This is a genomic window from Agrobacterium sp. LY4, from assembly GCF_001526585.1.
GTDB classification, from domain to species: Bacteria; Pseudomonadota; Alphaproteobacteria; order Rhizobiales; family Rhizobiaceae; genus Agrobacterium; species Agrobacterium leguminum.
Map to the genome: position 1 here is coordinate 45,140 of NZ_ASYA01000020.1, position 17,706 is coordinate 62,845.

The window sequence follows — 17,706 nt, forward strand, 5'->3', positions numbered from 1 at the left end:
CGGAAAAACGCAAACGAAAGCTAAACAGAACTTAGTTTTCATTACCTTGCACTAACCATAGAAATCCACCGGCTGCACTGTTGCTACAGCAGCCTCATGCGAATCTCTTTCTACTTGCGGAAACGGCGTTAATGTAACTTCCGTCTGCTTTTTCCGCAAGCGATGACCATTTCCCGAGGCCCATGTGAACTCATGAAAGCATGTTCGCCTCCATGGTGTCCTTGCGCCCTCGCAACTGCGCCAGAAGCATAGTCTGCACATCGAAGCCGCCTTCCTGCGCCTTACGGGTCAGATTACGCAGATATCCGCCGAGCGAGCTTATCTGGTCCGCTTTCTGCAAAAGGCATGCGAGAATGGCTGCCGTTCCCTGTCGGCCGAATGTGACAAGCGCATCCTGATACGCCGACTGGCTGATGTTGAACATGGTTTTGATAACAGATGTCGCCACTTCGAGATCGCGCCATCCGGTAACCGCTCCGCCTGGGGCATAGAGCGAGATATCCGGGCAAGCCTTCAAAACCAAAACAATATCAGGAACAAAAAATTGCTTATGAAGAACAGGCTTTGCTGACTGCGGTGGAGCTTTTGCACTGACGGGTGCCACATATGCCGGCTGGGTGCTTGCCGTGCTGGCAGGTGCAACGGTTACCGGTTCGCGCAAATCTTGCCGTTCAGATATGGATTCGGATTCTGAATTCTTTATGAGGCGCTCATTTTGGCAGTCATTGCCGCCCATTTTTTCCGATTTTTCAATATTTTCCAGATAGTTGGTCACTTCTGCGCGCAAAGAGGCCAAAAATCCGGCGATTTCCCGAAGCTCAGCAGGCTTGGAATTGCGGCCGAGAGAGCCGGCAATGGCATTGTAGCGGGTCTGAAACCCTTCGAAGGTTTCGACTTCACCGCTCGCGGCAATCATCTCGCAGAGTTTCTGGATATCGCGGCGGCAAAGGCTGATATTTTCACGAAGCCGCTGAAGATCGAGCCGCTCGCTGACGATGCGTTCGGCCAGTTCCTCGATTTCCGCTTTGCGGGCAAGAAGCGGCGCCAGCGAAAAACCGTAAGCCTCGCTGATTTCCCCTCCCCTATGCTTGCGGGCGTATCGTTTTCCGTTCGGGCTGTCCTTGCGAATGATGAGACCGGCTTCGACAAGAGCCGAGAGATGCCGGCGCAATGTCTGCTCGGCCATGCCATGGGCCCTGAGTGACAATTGCGTATTCGACGGGAAGACGACCAATCCGGCTTCGCTGGAAAGCTCGTTTTTCGGATAAAAACTCAAAAGCGCGTTCAGGACCGCAAGCGAGCGATCAGTTACGCCGAGCAATGGCCTGGCTTCGCAGACCGAACGATAGAGTTTCCATTTATCGACCGCTTCGACTTTCTTGTTTTTCTGGGTGGCGAACTGGGTCGCGAGGACGCCAAACGACATCGCTCGCCGCCCAAAGGGCGTCGTTACACATGTGCTGTCCATGTCTTTCACCTTTCACAAGGCAAAAGAAAATCGCTCACCGAAAAATTCGATGCCAAGACTCTTGACTATGATTCGCGGAAATGAGATTCTTCGGGTGCTTAAATCAAAGAAAGGCTTCCGCGCGGCAACGTTCGGGGGCTTTTTTCTTTTGTGATGCGTCTCCTGTTAGTCGTTCGAGTTAAAAATCACTGCTTGGACCGGTATTCGGCAAACAGCGTCTGAAGATGTTCGAGAACGAACTCGGCAAATTCCGGGGCTTCGTTCTTGTCGATAGAGATATCCAGCTTGCGGTCGCTCTCGACCACCTTTGCCAGCCGGCCGCCGGTTTGCGATGACCAGACGCCGGTTTTTTTCGCCTGCGCCTTGGGCTTCAGAAAATCCAGAAGCGACTTGAAACGTTCTTCCGATGGCAGGGCGGCAACCGATGCATCCTTGACATAGGCGCGGGCTGCTTCCTTGACCTGCGAGGAGGAAAGCTGATCGGCAAGATCCATCCAGTTACGACGGCCGACAGTCGGAGCCGGGCCAATCAGATCGACCAGATCTTCGGGAATGCGGCCGACAACCGAAAGCATGTTGGAGAGATCGCCCTTGTGCAGCGACATGGCGGCCATGATCGTATCCCGAGGAAACCGCATCTGCAGTTTCTGGGCAAAACGTGCCTTTTCGATATAGGTGAGGTCGCGACGCTCGTTGTTTTCCTGTCCCTGGGCAACGACGAGCTGCTCATCGCTGAGATCGCGAACGACAGCCTTGACCGGAATACCGAGGCTGGAAACGGCGCGCAGGCGGCGATGGCCGAAGGCGACCTGATAACGGCCGGGGAATTCGGGATGCGGGCGCACCAGAATGGGAACCTGCTGGCCCTGTTCACGAATGGCCTCTACCAGGCCAGCATCCGCCTCTTCAGAGGCTGGCATACGATCCGGTATGAAAGAGGGATCGATATCGGCAGGGCTGAGCGAAACGATCGTAAGACCTTCCGCGAGCTGCTTTTCGATCTCTTCTGCGCGCTTGGCGCGTTCCGATACTTCATTGAGCGACTGGCCGATCATGCCGACCGGGGAATTCAGAACATCCGTTACGAGTCCCGGAGAACCGAGGATAGGCCGGATACGCGGACGCGACCGCTCGGTGGCAGTCTCGTTGCTGTCGGTGCCCGGCGTACCGAGATTGGCGAAGATCTGTTTTCTGCTCATGCTGCCCTACCCCACGCTTTTTTAATCAGTCCTTCGATTTCAGCGTTTACGTTGTTCATGGCCTCCAGCGCGCGGTCATAGGTGGACCGGGTGAACTGGGTTCTTTCCACTTCGAAAAGTGTCTGGTTGGTCAGTCCGGCATCCGAGACGGCCGTACTCTTCAGCATCGGGTGGATGAGGACGTTTTCACCGAAAATTGAGCGCAGGAACGCGACCATCTGGTTTTGCGGTCCATCGCTCGGTTCAAAACGGGTGATCAGGTAACGCATCCAGTTATAGTCGGAACGCGCTCCCGCCCTGCCGATTTCAGCGAGAAGATCGCCGGTCATGGCAAGGAACTGGTTCATCGACATCACATCAAGCATTTGCGGATGAACGGTGACGAGAACCGATGTGGCGGCCGTCAGCGCCGAAAGCGTCAGGTAACCAAGCTGCGGCGGGCAATCGATCACCACAACGTCATAAAAGTTCTGCGCCTGGGCTATCGCCTGGCCGATGCGGGCAAAAAACAACGTATCGCCCGGCGCGCGACGCATCAGGGCGCGGGGCGTGTCGTGTTCGAATTCCATAAGCTCCAGATTGCCCGGAACGATATGGAGATTGGGAATATAGGTGCCACGAACGATCTCGGCGATCGGCCGGCGTTCATCGTCGTAACGGATCGCGCCATAAAGCGTTTCATTCGGACCGACATCGATCTCCGGCTGATGACCGAAAAGAGCGGACAGACTGGCCTGCGGATCGAGATCGATGGCAAGTACCCGGTAACCGCGCAGCGCCAGATATTGCGCCAGATGCGCCGATGTCGTGGTTTTTCCCGAGCCGCCCTTGAAGTTCATGACCGCGATGACCTGCAACTCTTCGCCGTCACGGCGATGCGGCAGATAGCGGCGTGTGCCACGCGCGCCCTGATCGAGGAATTTTCTGATTTCGTCCATATCCTCGACGGAATAGGAACGACGACCGGAAGCCTGCGCCGCGTCGAGCTCCGGACGCTCGGCGGCGATCTGGCGAAGATAGGCTTCGCCGATGCCGATCAACCGTGCTGTTTCCGCCGGCGAAAAATGGCGCATGCTCTTTTCGGTGTGCGGGGAAAATGTATTTGCATTATGAGCCTGCAATTGGGCTGACAACGCAGCCGAATGCTGTTGTATAAGACTCGTCAGGTCGGGTGCTCCTGCGGCACGTCTTAAGTCGGCACTCTGTGTCATCGGTCTTCTTTCGCTCGAAATTGCAGTAGCGGTTTTTTTCGAAAAAGGCGGTTTTTTCCGCAACTGAGATATAAGCGCCGATTCTCTTTTTGGCGCAATAGGCTTTTTTCTCAGGTTGAAAAGTGCCGCTAAAGCATTGTGGAAGAATCACATTTGCTTTTTGTGACGGTTTGACGGTTAGCCGCGGCTAACTTCTCGTTGTCGATCATAATGAAGGGCGTTGTCGCGTCTTTTGGTGCCCCGAATATCCGCCCTGTGCGGAAGTTTGCCGCGGCTAACTTTTGGGTTTGATCCCCTATGCCTCCGCTAATCCCGGCACCAGAAAGTGAAGGGTAGACATTCGCATCTGTTTAATCTCTACTCGTTGACTAGAGTATCGTTGGGTTCGACACCCGTCGTCTGGCTGTTCAAGCTGTCGCAGGTTGGAGGAATGAATGTCCTATGATGTCGCTCTCGTCGGGTCGGGTTTTTCGGCCATCTGTACCGCCGCCCATCTTTTATCGTCCCTGCCGGCGGAAGCCTCTATCGCTATCGTCGGCGATGAGTCGGATTTTGGGCGCGGCACCGCCTATCGTACGGAACTGCCTTATCATCGTCTGAATGTGCCGGCCGGGCGAATGAGTGTCTTCCCTGACAGGCCTGATGACTTTGTCGACTGGTTGGCGGAAAACGGGATCGCGGACAATCCCCTGCTGTTCGCCTCGCGCGGTGACTATGGTCTTTATCTTCGCGACAGACTGGCCGGCCTGCTTAGAAGCAGGGAGCAACGGGCCCGAGTAGACTTCGTTCGGGCCAAGGCTTCGGCCTGTCGGCCGGATGGTGCAGGCGGATTTTCTTTTACACTGGAAAATGGTGAGCAGCTGCGCGCGCAGAATGTCGTTCTGTGTCTGGGTGTTGGCGCTGCGAGTTTGCCGGTGCAAACTGTCGCAAAGGAAGAAGAGGGCCCGCAACGTATCATTGGCCACTGCTGGCAGCCGGGATGGTTGTCCAAAATTAAAGCCGGGGATCGCATCTGTATTCTGGGGTCGGGCCTGACGATGATCGATCAGGTTTTGACTCTGAGGGGAAAAGGACATCAAGGGCCAATCCATGTCCTGTCCCGTCGTGGTCTGGTGCCGCATCCGCATGTCAGCCCGCCGTCATCGCCCGTGGAGCCGAATTTACCTGAAGACTCGATGGAGATTAGCCGGTTGCTGCACTCTCTGCGCAGGCAGGTGCGCGATGGGGCGCCGTGGCGCACCGTCATGGATGGTTTGCGGCCGCAAACTCAGTCGCTTTGGCAACGTCTTACACCTGCGCAACGCAGCCGGTTTCTTCGGCATGCCTTGCCGTGGTGGAACATCCATCGGCACCGTATCGCGCCTGAAGTGTCTGGTGCTTTCGGGAAGTTGCTTTCAGATGGTGTTCTTGAAATTCATGCGGGTTACCTTCGTTCCATAGAAGAAGGAGAGGAGGGGATCGCCGTGCGTTACCGCCGCAGGCATACGCAGATATTGAAGGAACTGCAGGTCGATTGGGTCGTCAATTGTACGGGGATGGAGCGGGCCGGCATCGGCCATTCGCGGCTTCTTGAAACGATGCGCGGCGATGGCGTTATTTTACTCGATCCCTTCGGGCTCGGGGTGGAAGTCGATGGCCAGTCCCGTTTGCTTCGGACGGACGGACGAAGCTGGCCCGGTCTTTTCGCCGCCGGTGCGCTGACGGCGGGCCGCTTCTGGGAAATTACCGCTGTTCCGGATATTCGCGTGCAGGCGCAGAAGATCGCGCAAGAGATCACGGGCAGAGTGACAGCGAGCGATCGGGTTTCCGCACGGGGGTGAGCTGGTTGAAGGACCGGCCGAAGCGAGACGTGTACAGTACCTCTCCTAAGAGGTTAGCCGCGGCAAACTTGTTCTCTGAATAATGTGCTGGAAATTCCATGGATGCCGAATTTGGCGAGTGGAATGCAGCGCGAATGCCGACGGGAACCGCATGATAAGCGTGCTGTTCCTCCGTGAATCATGGCATATGCCGACCATAAGCCGTACATTTCCCAATAATCATCAGCGGTAAGCATGGCGGCGGATTTCGCACGTAATGTGTGCGATTGCTAAATAATTTACATTGCTTATGGAAATGCGCCATGAAATCGGCTACAAATCGCGAAAATTTCTGAAATTATGAAAATAATTTGCGAGGATTCATGCAAAAGCCGAAAATGATACGTTATGAGGCGGCGGACAATCAGGCTGGTGGACAGCGGCGACCATTTGCCAAGGCCGTCCGGGCCGGCGATTTCGTTTATGTGTCCGGGCAGGTGCCGACCGTCGATGGCGAGGTGGTGACCTGCGGAATCGTGGCGCAGACCGAGCAGGTGGTTGCGAATATCAAGGATGTTCTGGCGCTTGCCGATTGTACGCTTGCGGATGTGGTCAAGGTCAATGTCTGGCTGGACGATGCCCGGGATTTTTCGAGCTTCAACGCTGTCTTCCAGAAATATTTCATCGATCATCCGCCGGCACGCTCCACCGTGCAATCTCCGTTGATGGTCGATGCCAAGGTGGAAATGGACGTTATCGCCTATAAGCCGCTGGCCTGAAGCCCAATTTGCCGATGTTTGAGAGTAGATGATGACCTATCCCTGGCCTGATGCGGGCACACCCCTCAATGCGATTTCGACGCCGATGCCTGTCATCGACGAGGACAGGCTCGCCGCCAATATCCTCAGGGCGCAATCCTATCTGAATGATCACGGCAAGGCCTTTCGGCCGCATATCAAGACGCACAAGATACCCGCTGTCGCAAAGCAGCAGCTTCAGGCCGGCGCTATCGGCATTAATTGCCAGAAAGTCAGTGAGGCGGAGGTTTTTGCGGATGCCGGTTTCGACGACATTCTGATCACCTATAATATTCTCGGTGCAGCAAAGCTGTCGCGGCTGAAAGCGCTGAATGCGCGCATCGGTCGGTTGAGCGTGGTTGCCGATAGCGCGGTCACGATTGCCGGTCTTGCCGATACATTCGATGCGGCGAGGCCGCTTGCCGTACTGGTCGAATGCGACACGGGCGGCAAGCGCTGCGGTGTGCAGACGCCGGAAGCGGCGCTGGCGCTTGCGGAAAAGATCGCGGCGGCACCGGGCCTCACATTCAAGGGCATTTTGACCTATCCGGCACCGGGCGGAGCCGCGACGGTGGAAAACTTCCTTCGCGAGACCATGGCATTGCTGGCGGCAAAGGGCATGGATTGCCCGGTGCGATCCAGCGGCGGTTCTCCGGATTTTTACGCCGCGCATCTCGTTCCTTCCGCCACCGAACATCGGGCCGGCACCTATGTCTATAATGATCGCGCGATGCTGCGCGCCGGACATTGCACGGCGGGCGATCTCGCCATGCATGTTCTTGCCACCGTCGTATCGCGACCGACAGCCGATCGGGCTGTGCTGGATTGCGGTTCCAAGGCCCTAACCTCGGATCTTCTGGGTTTCAGCGATTACGGGCTGCTCGAAGGCTACGAAGGTGCGAAAATCATCTCGCTTTCGGAAGAACACGCCGTTGTCGATCTATCCGGCTGCGCCTCGGGCCGGCCTGAAATCGGCGATGTGGTCAAGGTCGTTCCGAACCACACCTGCGTCGTCAGCAATCTTTTCGACAGGATGGTTTTCCATCGAAACGGCGTTGTAACGCGGGTTGAGCAGGTCGCGGCGCGCGGTACGGTCTGGTAAAATTACCCGGCTAATTAAATTCTGAAATAAAGCTGCCGAAGGGCAGACTGCGGTAACGAGAATCTAGAGACATGCGCATCTTCACGGCGTCACTCGCCACCGAAACCAACACGTTTTCACCCGTCCCGACGGATATGGACGCCTTTCGCGCGGCTTTTTATGCCGGGCCGGGGGAGCATCCCGAAACGCCGACGCTCTGCTCGTCGCCAGTGCCGATCTTGCGCCGTCGCGGTAAGGCGGAAGGGTTCACGGTAATAGAGGGAACTTCCTGTTGGGCGGAACCGGCGGGCCTCATCCAGCGCCAGACCTATGAAACGCTGCGGGACACCATTCTTGCCGAACTCAGTGCCGCCCTGCCGGTCGATGCCGTGGTGCTCGGTCTGCACGGCGCGATGGTGGCGCAGGGTTATGACGATCCGGAGGGGGATTTCCTGTCACGCGTCCGCGCGTTGGTTGGACCGGATGTACTGGTCGCGGCGGAATTCGATCCGCACAGCCATCTGACTGCGCTTCGGGTCAAAAATCTCGATATTATGGCGACGTTTCTGGAGTTTCCGCATACGGACTTCGAAGAGCGCGGCGAGCATGTGGTGGAAATGGCGCTGCGCACGCTTCGGGGGGAGATCAAGCCAGTCATCTCCACTTTCGATTGCCGCATGATCACCATTTATCCCACCAGCCGCGAGCCGATGCGCTCTTACGTCGACCGGCTGAAGGCGATGGAAGGTAAGGATGGCATCCTGTCGATTTCCGTCATTCACGGTTTCATGGCGGGCGATGTGCCGGATATGGGAACGCGCATCGTTGTCGTGACCGATAATGACAGGGCAAAGGGCGATGCGTTGGCCGAAAAGCTCGGCCATGAGCTTTACGCCATGCGCAAGCTGACCGCCATGCCGATGCTCGATACGGAATCCGGTCTCGACCAGGTTCTTGCCATTCGCAGCAACAATCCAGACAGGCCGGTCGTCGTATCGGATATCTGGGACAATCCGGGCGGCGGTGTCGCCGGTGACGCCACCCATATTCTGCGGCGCATGGTGGAGCGCGGCATGGACAACATCGCCGTCGCGACGATCTGGGACCCGATTGCGGTGTCTTTCTGTCACGCGGCGGGCGAGGGGGCCGAGATCGATCTGCGCATCGGCGGCAAATCCAGCCCGGAAGGCGGCGAGCCGCTCGATTTCCGCATAAAGGTGATGCGCACGGCCGAGGCCGGCTGGCAGAGTTTCCGCAACAGCCGCGTAACGCTCGGCCGCGCCGCTGTCGTTCGGCCGCTCGGTACGCAGATCGATATCATCCTCATCACCAGCCGTACGCAAACTTATGAGCCGGATATCTTTTCCAATCTCGGCGTCGATTTCGCAAAAAAAGACGTGCTGCTGGTCAAGTCCACCAACCATTTCCATGCGGGGTTTGCGCCGGTCGCCTCCGAGATCGTTTATATCGCGGCCCCGACGTCTTATCCGACCGATCCGGCGAAAACGCCCTATCGCAAGGCGAGCCTTGAGCTTTGGCCACGGGTGGCCGATCCGCTGGGCCTGGACTGAGGCGGAAGCGGTTTGAGCATTATCTGGACGGAACTTGTGAAGCCTTTTCCGGAGGCTTCAGAGACGCTCGAGGGTGATCAGGAAAAACGTGCTTTCGCTTCGATCTCCTTCGACGGTGAACGGTAAACCGCCTTCGATCAGCAGACCGTCCAGCTTCCCCAATCGGTCCTTGCCTTCACCGGTTAAAATCGTCAGCGGGTCGAGTGCCAGCACAAGCGTCGTGTTTCCGGCGGCTTTTCCCGAAAACGGGCCGGAATGCCTTTTAACGACATGACGAAAGCGCGAGCGGCGGGTCATGACGTTCAAATCGGTGATCGCGCCATCGGGCAGGGTCGCATTCACGGGAACATCGGCCGGAAAGGGCAGGGGTGGGCTTTCCATTGTCAGCAACAGCGGATCGCCCGCCGCAATTGCCAGCGCCATGCCGTTTCCCTCAAGAATAGAGAGGGTGCGGTCTATGCCGGGGAAGATCGAAAACGGCCCGTCGCTCGCCACCGTCGCCATGCTGATGCGCCAGTCGAAATTCTCGACGGAAGACGCGGGTGGAAAGATGGCGATTTCCACCGTCTCGCCGCCGCCGTTTTTCCAGGGCATTCGCTTGTAGTCGCTTGCGCGCAGCAGGGTCATGGTTTTCCACTTTTGAGAGGGATCGGCCGGAAAGAGGTGTTTCTCTTTCCGGCCGAAAGAGGATCAATTGCCGAGAATGCCGGGCAGGCGCAGGCCCTGTTCCTTTGCGCATTCCACGGCGATGTCGTAACCGGCATCGGCATGGCGCATGACGCCGGTTGCCGGGTCATTCCATAGCACGCGTTCCAGCCGGCGAGCGGCATCGTCGGTGCCATCGGCGCAGATGACCATGCCGGAATGCTGCGAGAAGCCCATGCCGACGCCGCCGCCGTGGTGCAACGACACCCAGGTCGCGCCGGATGCGGTGTTGAGCAGCGCATTGAGAAGCGGCCAGTCGGAAACGGCGTCCGAGCCATCCTTCATGGCCTCGGTCTCGCGGTTGGGCGAGGCGACGGAGCCGGAATCCAGATGGTCGCGTCCGATGACGATCGGCGCCTTCAGCTCACCGTTCCTGACCATTTCGTTGAAGGCGAGGCCGAGACGGTGGCGGTCGCCAAGGCCGACCCAGCAAATACGCGCCGGCAGGCCCTGGAACGCGATGCGCTCGCGCGCCATGTCCAGCCAGTTATGCAGGTGCTTGTTGTCAGGCAGCAGTTCCTTCACCTTGGCGTCGGTCTTGTAGATGTCTTCCGGATCGCCGGAAAGGGCCGCCCAGCGGAACGGACCGATGCCGCGGCAAAATAGCGGGCGGATATAGGCCGGTACGAAGCCCGGAAAGGCGAAGGCGTTTTCCAGGCCCTCATCCTTGGCGACCTGGCGGATATTATTGCCGTAATCGAGCGTCGGAACGCCGGCGTTCCAGAAATCGACCATGGCCTGCACATGCACCTTCATGGAGGCGCGAGCGGCAGCCGCAACGGCCTTCGGGTCGCTTTCCTGCTTGGCGCGCCATTCGGCAACGGTCCATCCGGCCGGAAGGTAACCATGGACGGGATCGTGCGCCGAGGTCTGGTCAGTAACGATATCGGGACGAACGCCGCGACGGACGAGTTCCGGGAAGATTTCCGCCGCATTGCCGATCAGGCCGACGGATTTCGCCTCGCCCGCCTTGGTCCATTGGTCGATCAGCGCCAGCGCCTCATCGAGCGTATGCGCCTTCGCATCGACATAACGGGTGCGCAGGCGGAAATCGACGCGGGTTTCATCGCATTCGACGGCGAGGCAGCAGGCGCCGGCCATGACGGCGGCGAGCGGCTGTGCGCCGCCCATGCCGCCGAGACCGCCGGTGAGAATCCACTTGCCCTTCAGGTTGCCGTCATAATGCTGGCGGCCGGCCTCGACAAAGGTTTCATAGGTGCCCTGTACGATACCCTGCGTGCCGATATAGATCCACGAACCGGCCGTCATCTGGCCGTACATGGCAAGGCCCTTCTTATCCAGCTCGTTGAAATGATCCCAGTTCGCCCAGTGCGGCACGAGGTTGGAATTGGCGATCAGCACGCGCGGCGCGTCCTTGTGGGTGCGGAACACGCCGACCGGCTTGCCAGACTGCACGATGAGGGTTTCATCCTCGTTCAGATCCTTCAGCGTCGCGACGATACGGTCGAAATCGTCCCAGGTGCGGGCGGCGCGGCCGATACCGCCATAAACCACCAGCTCATGCGGGCGCTCGGCCACGTCAGGGTCGAGATTGTTCATCAGCATGCGCAGCGGCGCTTCCGTCATCCAGCTTTTGGCATTGAGGTCAGTGCCCTGCGGCGAGCGGACATCGCGAATATTGTGGCGTGGATTGTTCATGTGTTTTCCCCTTATCGTTTCGTGTCGAGCGCAAATTTTTCCATGCGCGTGAGAATGGTTTTGAGATGGGAGCGAAGCCGTTCGGCCTTGCCCGTGTCATAGGCAAAAGGCGGCGTCTCGCTTTGAAGATGGGTGGATTGCGCCAGCTCCATCTGAATGGCGTGCACGTCGCTCTGCGGTTTTCCGTAATGGCGCGTCGTCCAGCCGCCCTTGAAACGACTGTTCAGAATGCTGTCGTAACCCTCCGCTGCGGCGGTCACCTCGACGGCGATTTTTTCGATGGCCGGATCGCAGGTCTTGCCCATATCCGTGCCGATGTTGAAATCCGGCAGCTTGCCTTCGAACAGGAAGGGAATATGCGAACGGATAGAATGGCAATCATAGAGAATGGCGATGCCGTGGATGGATTTGACCCGCTCGATTTCCGCCGCAAGGGCCGCGTGATAGGGCGCGTGGAAGTTTTCCAGACGGTACGCAATATCGTCCGCTGCGGGTTCCTGTCCTTCATTCCAGATCGGCTCGCCGTCGAAATCGGTCTCCGGAACAAGCCCGGTTGTGTTCTGGCCCGGATAAAGGCTGACCCCGGCCGGGTCGCGGTTGGCGTCGATCACATAACGGTGGAAGGTCGCCCTTACGGTTGTCGCATTCTCAAGAAGGCCGGCATAGAGCTCATGGATATGCCAGTCCGTATCGGCGAGAATCTTGCCGTTATCGTTGAGACGATCCCAAATCTCAGCCGGAACATCCGTGCCGGTGTGAGGTAGTCCGAGGATGATGGGCGAGGCGCCCTGGTGAAGCGTGAAGGGTCTGTTCATCGATCGGCCTCTTCTGCCGTGGGGTTACCCCCCTCTGCCCTGCCGGGCATCTCCCCCTCAAGGGGGGAGATCGGCAAGCGGCGAATACCTTGCGCCACAATATCTGGGAACGAGCGGGTGCGGCATCTGATCTCCCCCCTTGAGGGGGAGATGCCCGGCAGGGCAGAGGGGGGTAACCCCATGGCAGTGGAGGATAAAGTACTCATCATCTCAAACCTCCAGCTTCGGCAGAATGCCGTCTGAAATTGCCGCGACCAGCGCGCCGGAGGCAATCAATTCCGACGCAGCCTTCAGGTCCGGCGCCATATAGCGGTCTTCCTCCAGCGAAGGGACCGCCGCGCGCAATGCCGCGATTACCTTTTGCAGTTCGGGGCTGGTTTTCAACGGCCCACGCAGTTCCACGCCCTGTACGGCCGAAAGCGCCTCGATGCCGAGAATGGCGAAAAGATTGTCCGTCATCGGCAGCAGGCGGCGCGCGCCATGGCAGGCCATGGAGACATGGTCTTCCTGATTGGCGGAGGTCGGTGTGGAATCCACCGAGGCTGGATGCGCCATCTGCTTGTTCTCGCTCATCAGCGCGGCGGAGGTGACTTCGGCGATCATCAGGCCGGAATTCAGCCCGGGCTTTTTGGAAAGAAAGGCCGGCAGACCATAGGAGAGGGCCGGATCGACCAGCAGCGCCACGCGGCGCTGGGCGATTGCGCCGATCTCGCAAATGGCGAGCGCCGTCTGGTCGGCGGCAAAGGCCACCGGTTCGGCGTGGAAATTGCCGCCGGAGACGACGGAATTGTCTGAAAGCACCAGCGGATTGTCGGTCACGGCATTGGCTTCGATTTCCAGCGTGCGGGCCACCTGCCGCAGAAGATCGAGGCAGGCGCCATCCACCTGCGGCTGGCAACGAATGCAATAGGGATCCTGCACCCGCTCATCGCCCTCGATATGGCTGACGCGGATTTCCGAACCTTCCAGCAGATTACGAAGCGCCGCTCCCGCGTCGATCTGGCCCTTATGGCCGCGCAGGCTGTGAATATCGGGATGGAAAGGTGCGGAAGACCCCATGGCGGCATCTGTGGAAAGCGCACCGGTAATCAGCGCCGCCTGCGCCGCGCGATGGGCGCGGAAAAGACCGGCGAGCGCCAGCGCCGTCGAAGTCTGCGTGCCGTTGATCAGCGCCAGCCCCTCCTTGGCGGCAAGCACCACCGGGGTCAGTCCGGCTTTCGCAAGCGCTTCGCCGGCCGGCAGAAGCGCGCCCGCATAAAAGGCCTCGCCTTCGCCCATCATCACCGCCGCCATATGGGCAAGCGGCGCGAGATCGCCGGAAGCCCCAACCGAACCCTTTTCGGGAATGACGGGGATGACGCCCTTCTCCAGCATGGCTTCGATCAGCCGCACAAGCTGCAGCCGCACGCCGGATGCGCCGCGACCGAGCGAAACCAGCTTCAGCGCCATGATCAGCCGCACGACATTTTCAGGAAGCGGTGCGCCGACCCCGCAGCAATGCGACAGGATGAGATTGCGCTGCAGCGTCGCCACATCCGCCGCGTCGATCTTGATGGAAGCGAGCTTGCCGAAACCGGTATTGATGCCATAGACCGGCGCATTGCCGGCAGCGATCTCGGCGATGCGGGCCGCCGCCTTTTCAATGCCTTTATCGAAGCTGCGGTCGAGTTTGGCGCTGCCGTTCTCCCAGTATATCTCGGCGAGATCGGCTAAGGTCACATTGCCGGGGTGAAGCGTGATGGTCTTCATGGTCATTGGCAAACCTTCTGTCCCTTAAAAATGCGGGCGTGGAGCGGATTGAAACCGATGCGGTAGACGAGTTCTGCCGGACGCTCGATGTCCCAGATGGCGAAATCAGCGGATTTTCCAGCCTCCAGCGTGCCGGTTTCGCTAAGCAGGCCGAGCGCCTTTGCCGCGTTGCGTGTCGTCGCCGTCAGGCACTCTTCCACGGTCATGCGGAAAAGCGTTGCGCCCATATTCATGGTCAGCAGCAGGGAGGTGAGCGGCGAAGTGCCGGGGTTGCAGTCCGTTGCCAGCGCAATGTCGGCTCCGGCATCGCGCAGGGCCTGCACCGGCGGCAGTTGTTTTTCCCTGAGCGCGTAGAAGGCGCCGGGAAGAAGCACGGCCACGGTTCCTGCTTTCGCCAGCGCCGTCGCACCGGCCTCATCAAGATATTCCAGATGATCGGCCGAAAGGGCGTTATAGGATGCCGCAAGCTCGGAACCGCCAAGGTTGGAAAGCTGCTCGGCATGCAGTTTGACCGGAAGGCCATACTGTTTTGCAGCCTTGAAAACGCGGTCGATCTCCTCGACGGAAAAGGCGATGCCTTCGCAAAAACCGTCAACCGCATCCGCCAGCCCTTCCACATGGGCTTTTGCCAGCCCCGGCAGAACGACATCGCCAATATAATCAGCGTTGCGCCCCTTATAATCTGCAGGTGTCGCATGCGCGGCGAGATAGCTGGTGATGATGCGCACCGGCCGCAATGTCTCGAGCCTGCGGGCGACGCGCAGCATTTTCAGCTCGGTTTCAATATCGAGACCGTAACCGGATTTGATTTCAACCGTGGAAACGCCTTCGGAAAGAAGCGTGTCGAGACGCGGCAAAGCCTGCGCCACCAGAGCATCTTCCGAAAGCGCGCGCGTGTCGCGCACCGAAGAAACAATGCCGCCGCCCGCTTTGGCGATCTCTTCATAGGTCGCCCCATTCAGCCGCATCTCGAATTCCATGGCGCGGTTGCCGCCGAAGACAAGATGGGTGTGGCAGTCGATCAGGGCAGGGGTGATCCAGCGGCCGCCGCAATCGTTGGTCTCATCGGCCGCTGCCAGATCGGCGGGCAGATCGCTTTCAGGGCCGGTAAAGGCGATGCGGCCGTTACGCACGGCAATGACGGCGTTTTCGACGGTGCCGATGCCTTCCATGGCGGGATTGAAGGTTGCCAGCCGGGCGTTGCGCCACAAAGCCGTGGCGTTCCCCGTCGCCGTTCCGTTTGCAGATTTGTTCCCTGGCATTTGCTTTTCGCCTTTCCTTTGTGAGTTAAATGTATATACATAATAATCGGCTTGGCAAGCTGCAATTTCGTGTTTGAAATGGCCTTGCCGGACAGAACCAAAGGAGAGGGTGGCATGACGGCAATTCACGCGGGCGCAGCGCTTCTGGCGGATGGATGGGCGAAGGATGTTCGCATCGTCTGCGATGGCGGCGTCATCTTATCCGTGGAAACCGGCGTTTCCCCGCAACCGCAGGATGAGCGACACGCCGTCATCGTCCCGGCCATGCCCAATCTTCACAGCCACGCCTTTCAGCGCGCCATGGCCGGGCTTGCCGAAATCCGTGGTCCCGGCGATGACAGTTTCTGGAGCTGGCGCACCGTCATGTATAAATTCGCACTCTCCATGACGCCTGACCATGTCGAGGCCGTTGCTGCCCAGCTTTATATGGAAATGCTCGAGGCTGGTTTCGGGCGGGTTGGAGAATTTCACTATCTGCATAATGACAGGGATGGCTCGCATTACGGCAATATCGCCGAAATGGCCGAACGTATCGGCGCGGCCGCCTCGCAGACGGGCATCGGCCTCACATTGCTGCCGGTCTTTTACGCCCATTCCGGTTTCGGCGGCCAGGCGCCAATCGACGGGCAGAAGCGCTTCATCCATTCGCTCGACAGTTACGGAAAGCTGATGCAGGGCGCGCAGGCCGTGGTGGACAGGCTGCCGGGCGCCACCCTCGGCATAGCGCCGCACAGCCTGCGCGCGGTGACCGGCGACGAGCTGGCAGCCATCGAGCCGCTGGCAAAAGGCGGGCCGATCCATATTCATGTGGCGGAACAGACGAAAGAAGTGGAAGATTCGCTCGCCTTTTCCGGTGCGAGGCCGGTGGAATGGCTGCTTGAAAACGCGCCGGTCGATGGCCGCTGGTGCCTTATCCATGCGACACACATGACGGAAACCGAAACGCGCGGCATGGCAAAAAGCGGCGCTGTTGCCGGTCTCTGCCCGATCACGGAAGCCAATCTCGGCGACGGCATCTTCCCGGCTCCGGCTTTTCTCGCTGAAAACGGCCACTATGGCGTCGGATCCGATTCCAACATTCTGATTTCCGTGCCGGAAGAATTGCGAACGCTCGAATATTCGCAACGTCTCTCGCATCGGGCACGCAATGTCATCGCCGATGCCGGCCATTCCACGGGAGAAAAACTCTTCCGGCAGGCGCTCGAAGGCGGCGGCAGGGCTCTGGCGTCGCGAAACGGTCTGGAAAGTGGAAAAAGCGCCGATTTCGTCGCTCTTGGTGTTTCGGCCGTTTCTTATCTTCCGATATCCCAGATTCTCGATCAGTGGATATTCGCGGGCGGCGTTTCTGTCGATTCCGTTTGGGTGCGCGGCAAAAAGCGCGTGCAGGCCGGCCGGCATATCCATCGCCGCGAAATATCCGATCGTTTCAACAAGGTCATGGCTGAACTTCTCGATAGCTGATATGGGCTCGGCGGAAACAGGAAAAAGCCAGCGGGGAAAGGCATTGCGGACGTGACGAAAGCAGCAGCCGGGCAGACCCTGCACCAGCGTATCCTCAGTGAGATCGAGGGGCGGATCGTTTCGGGAGAATGGCCGCCGGGTCATCGGTTGCCTTTCGAGGTCGACCTCGCCGATCAATATCATTGTTCGCGCATGACCGTGAACAAGGTCATGGGCCAGCTCGCCAAGGCTGGTTTGATCGAACGCCGCAAGAAATCCGGCAGTTTCGTTCGCCAGCCGCAGATCCAGTCCGCCGTTCTTCAAATTCACGATATCGGGGCCGAAGTCGAATCCCTTGGCCTCGACTATGGCTTCAAAATCCTGGAGCGCGAAAGGCGCAGCGCGAAAAGCGCGGATCGTGAGCGGCTCGACGTTTCCGTCGGGACACCCTTGCTCGACATTCTCTGCATCCATTTTGCCAGTGCGCGCGAGTTCTGTGTCGAACAGCGCCTCATCAATCTGACGGCCGTGCCGGAAGCGGCTGAAACCGACTTTACCGAAATTGCGCCAGGCCCCTGGCTGCTCGGCCATGTTCCCTGGAGCACTGCCGAACACCGGATCAGCGCCGAAACACCGTCGAAAGAGATCGTGCGCCTGCTCGGCATTTCCGACAGGCAGGCGTGTCTTGTGGTGGAGCGCCGCACCTGGAGCAATTCGGGCGCTGTCACCTATGTACGCTTCACCTATCCCGGCAATGCGCATGCGCTGGTCGCCCGCTTCAGCCCGTCTTCCGACTGATATCCGCAAGGCCTTCGCCCCTGTTATTGCGATACTAAGGCCCTATATAGGGGAAGGCCCATCAAGCTTGGCAGTCACGGACGGGAAAACCGTTAAAAGTCGTTAATCTATACGATAATTTTCAAATTCCCTTTTACAATCAGTTACCTATC

At 58.7% G+C, this 17,706-nt stretch carries 14 protein-coding genes; 6 read left to right on the forward strand and 8 right to left on the reverse strand.

The window, feature by feature from the left end; all coding sequences use genetic code 11:
* Window positions 1-190: 190 nt before the first annotated feature.
* From repC to repA, 3 genes are all read right to left on the reverse strand, one after another.
* Window positions 191-1,468: a plasmid replication protein RepC gene (repC, locus tag L904_RS17120; RefSeq protein ID WP_080707229.1), complete on the reverse strand. Its 1,278-nt coding sequence runs from the start codon at window positions 1,466-1,468 to the stop codon at window positions 191-193.
* Between the two features lie 185 nt (window positions 1,469-1,653).
* Window positions 1,654-2,667 (reverse strand): plasmid partitioning protein RepB, encoded by a 1,014-nt coding sequence (repB, locus tag L904_RS17125; RefSeq protein WP_035260553.1) that lies wholly within the window; start codon window positions 2,665-2,667, stop codon window positions 1,654-1,656.
* A complete protein-coding gene (gene repA / locus L904_RS17130; RefSeq protein WP_026363408.1) occupies window positions 2,664-3,878 on the reverse strand; it encodes a plasmid partitioning protein RepA in 1,215 nt (404 codons plus the stop codon). The genes repB and repA overlap by 4 nt, the downstream gene beginning before the upstream one ends.
* A 434-nt stretch (window positions 3,879-4,312) precedes the next feature.
* On the opposite strand from repA, the gene L904_RS17135 reads away from it, so the two are divergent.
* The 4 genes from L904_RS17135 (at window position 4,313) to L904_RS17150 (ending at window position 9,126) form a co-directional block, all read left to right on the forward strand.
* Window positions 4,313-5,698, forward strand: a complete 1,386-nt coding sequence (locus L904_RS17135) for an FAD/NAD(P)-binding protein (protein ID WP_020809624.1) — start codon at window positions 4,313-4,315, stop codon at window positions 5,696-5,698.
* Between the two features lie 362 nt (window positions 5,699-6,060).
* On the forward strand, window positions 6,061-6,456 hold the full coding sequence (locus L904_RS17140) for a RidA family protein (protein ID WP_020809625.1): 396 nt from the start codon (window positions 6,061-6,063) through the stop codon (window positions 6,454-6,456).
* A 31-nt stretch (window positions 6,457-6,487) separates the two neighbouring features.
* Window positions 6,488-7,576 (forward strand): D-TA family PLP-dependent enzyme, encoded by a 1,089-nt coding sequence (locus L904_RS17145; RefSeq protein WP_031233684.1) that lies wholly within the window; start codon window positions 6,488-6,490, stop codon window positions 7,574-7,576.
* A 71-nt stretch (window positions 7,577-7,647) separates the two neighbouring features.
* Entirely contained in the window at window positions 7,648-9,126 is a 1,479-nt protein-coding gene (locus tag L904_RS17150; protein ID WP_020809627.1) for a M81 family metallopeptidase, read from the forward strand.
* A gap of 57 nt (window positions 9,127-9,183) precedes the next feature.
* Here L904_RS17150 and L904_RS17155 read toward each other — a convergent pair whose 3' ends face one another.
* The 5 genes from L904_RS17155 to hutI form a co-directional block, all read right to left on the reverse strand.
* On the reverse strand, window positions 9,184-9,753 hold the full coding sequence (locus tag L904_RS17155; protein WP_020809628.1) for a HutD family protein: 570 nt from the start codon (window positions 9,751-9,753) through the stop codon (window positions 9,184-9,186).
* Window positions 9,754-9,816: 63 nt separating this feature from the next.
* Window positions 9,817-11,490: a urocanate hydratase gene (gene hutU / locus L904_RS17160; RefSeq protein ID WP_020809629.1), complete on the reverse strand. Its 1,674-nt coding sequence runs from the start codon at window positions 11,488-11,490 to the stop codon at window positions 9,817-9,819.
* Between the two features lie 11 nt (window positions 11,491-11,501).
* Window positions 11,502-12,305, reverse strand: coding sequence for an N-formylglutamate deformylase (gene hutG / locus L904_RS17165; protein WP_020809630.1), 804 nt, complete (start codon window positions 12,303-12,305; stop codon window positions 11,502-11,504).
* A gap of 210 nt (window positions 12,306-12,515) precedes the next feature.
* Window positions 12,516-14,060, reverse strand: coding sequence for a histidine ammonia-lyase (gene hutH / locus L904_RS17175; RefSeq protein ID WP_020809631.1), 1,545 nt, complete (start codon window positions 14,058-14,060; stop codon window positions 12,516-12,518).
* Window positions 14,057-15,316, reverse strand: a complete 1,260-nt coding sequence (gene hutI, locus L904_RS17180) for an imidazolonepropionase (protein WP_020809632.1) — start codon at window positions 15,314-15,316, stop codon at window positions 14,057-14,059. The genes hutH and hutI overlap by 4 nt, the downstream gene beginning before the upstream one ends.
* A gap of 114 nt (window positions 15,317-15,430) precedes the next feature.
* Between hutI and L904_RS17185 the strand changes: the two genes are divergently transcribed.
* A complete protein-coding gene (locus L904_RS17185) occupies window positions 15,431-16,777 on the forward strand; it encodes a formimidoylglutamate deiminase (protein WP_020809633.1) in 1,347 nt (448 codons plus the stop codon).
* Between the two features lie 51 nt (window positions 16,778-16,828).
* Window positions 16,829-17,554, forward strand: coding sequence for a histidine utilization repressor (gene hutC, locus L904_RS17190; RefSeq protein WP_020809634.1), 726 nt, complete (start codon window positions 16,829-16,831; stop codon window positions 17,552-17,554).
* The last annotated feature ends 152 nt before the right edge of the window (window positions 17,555-17,706 follow it).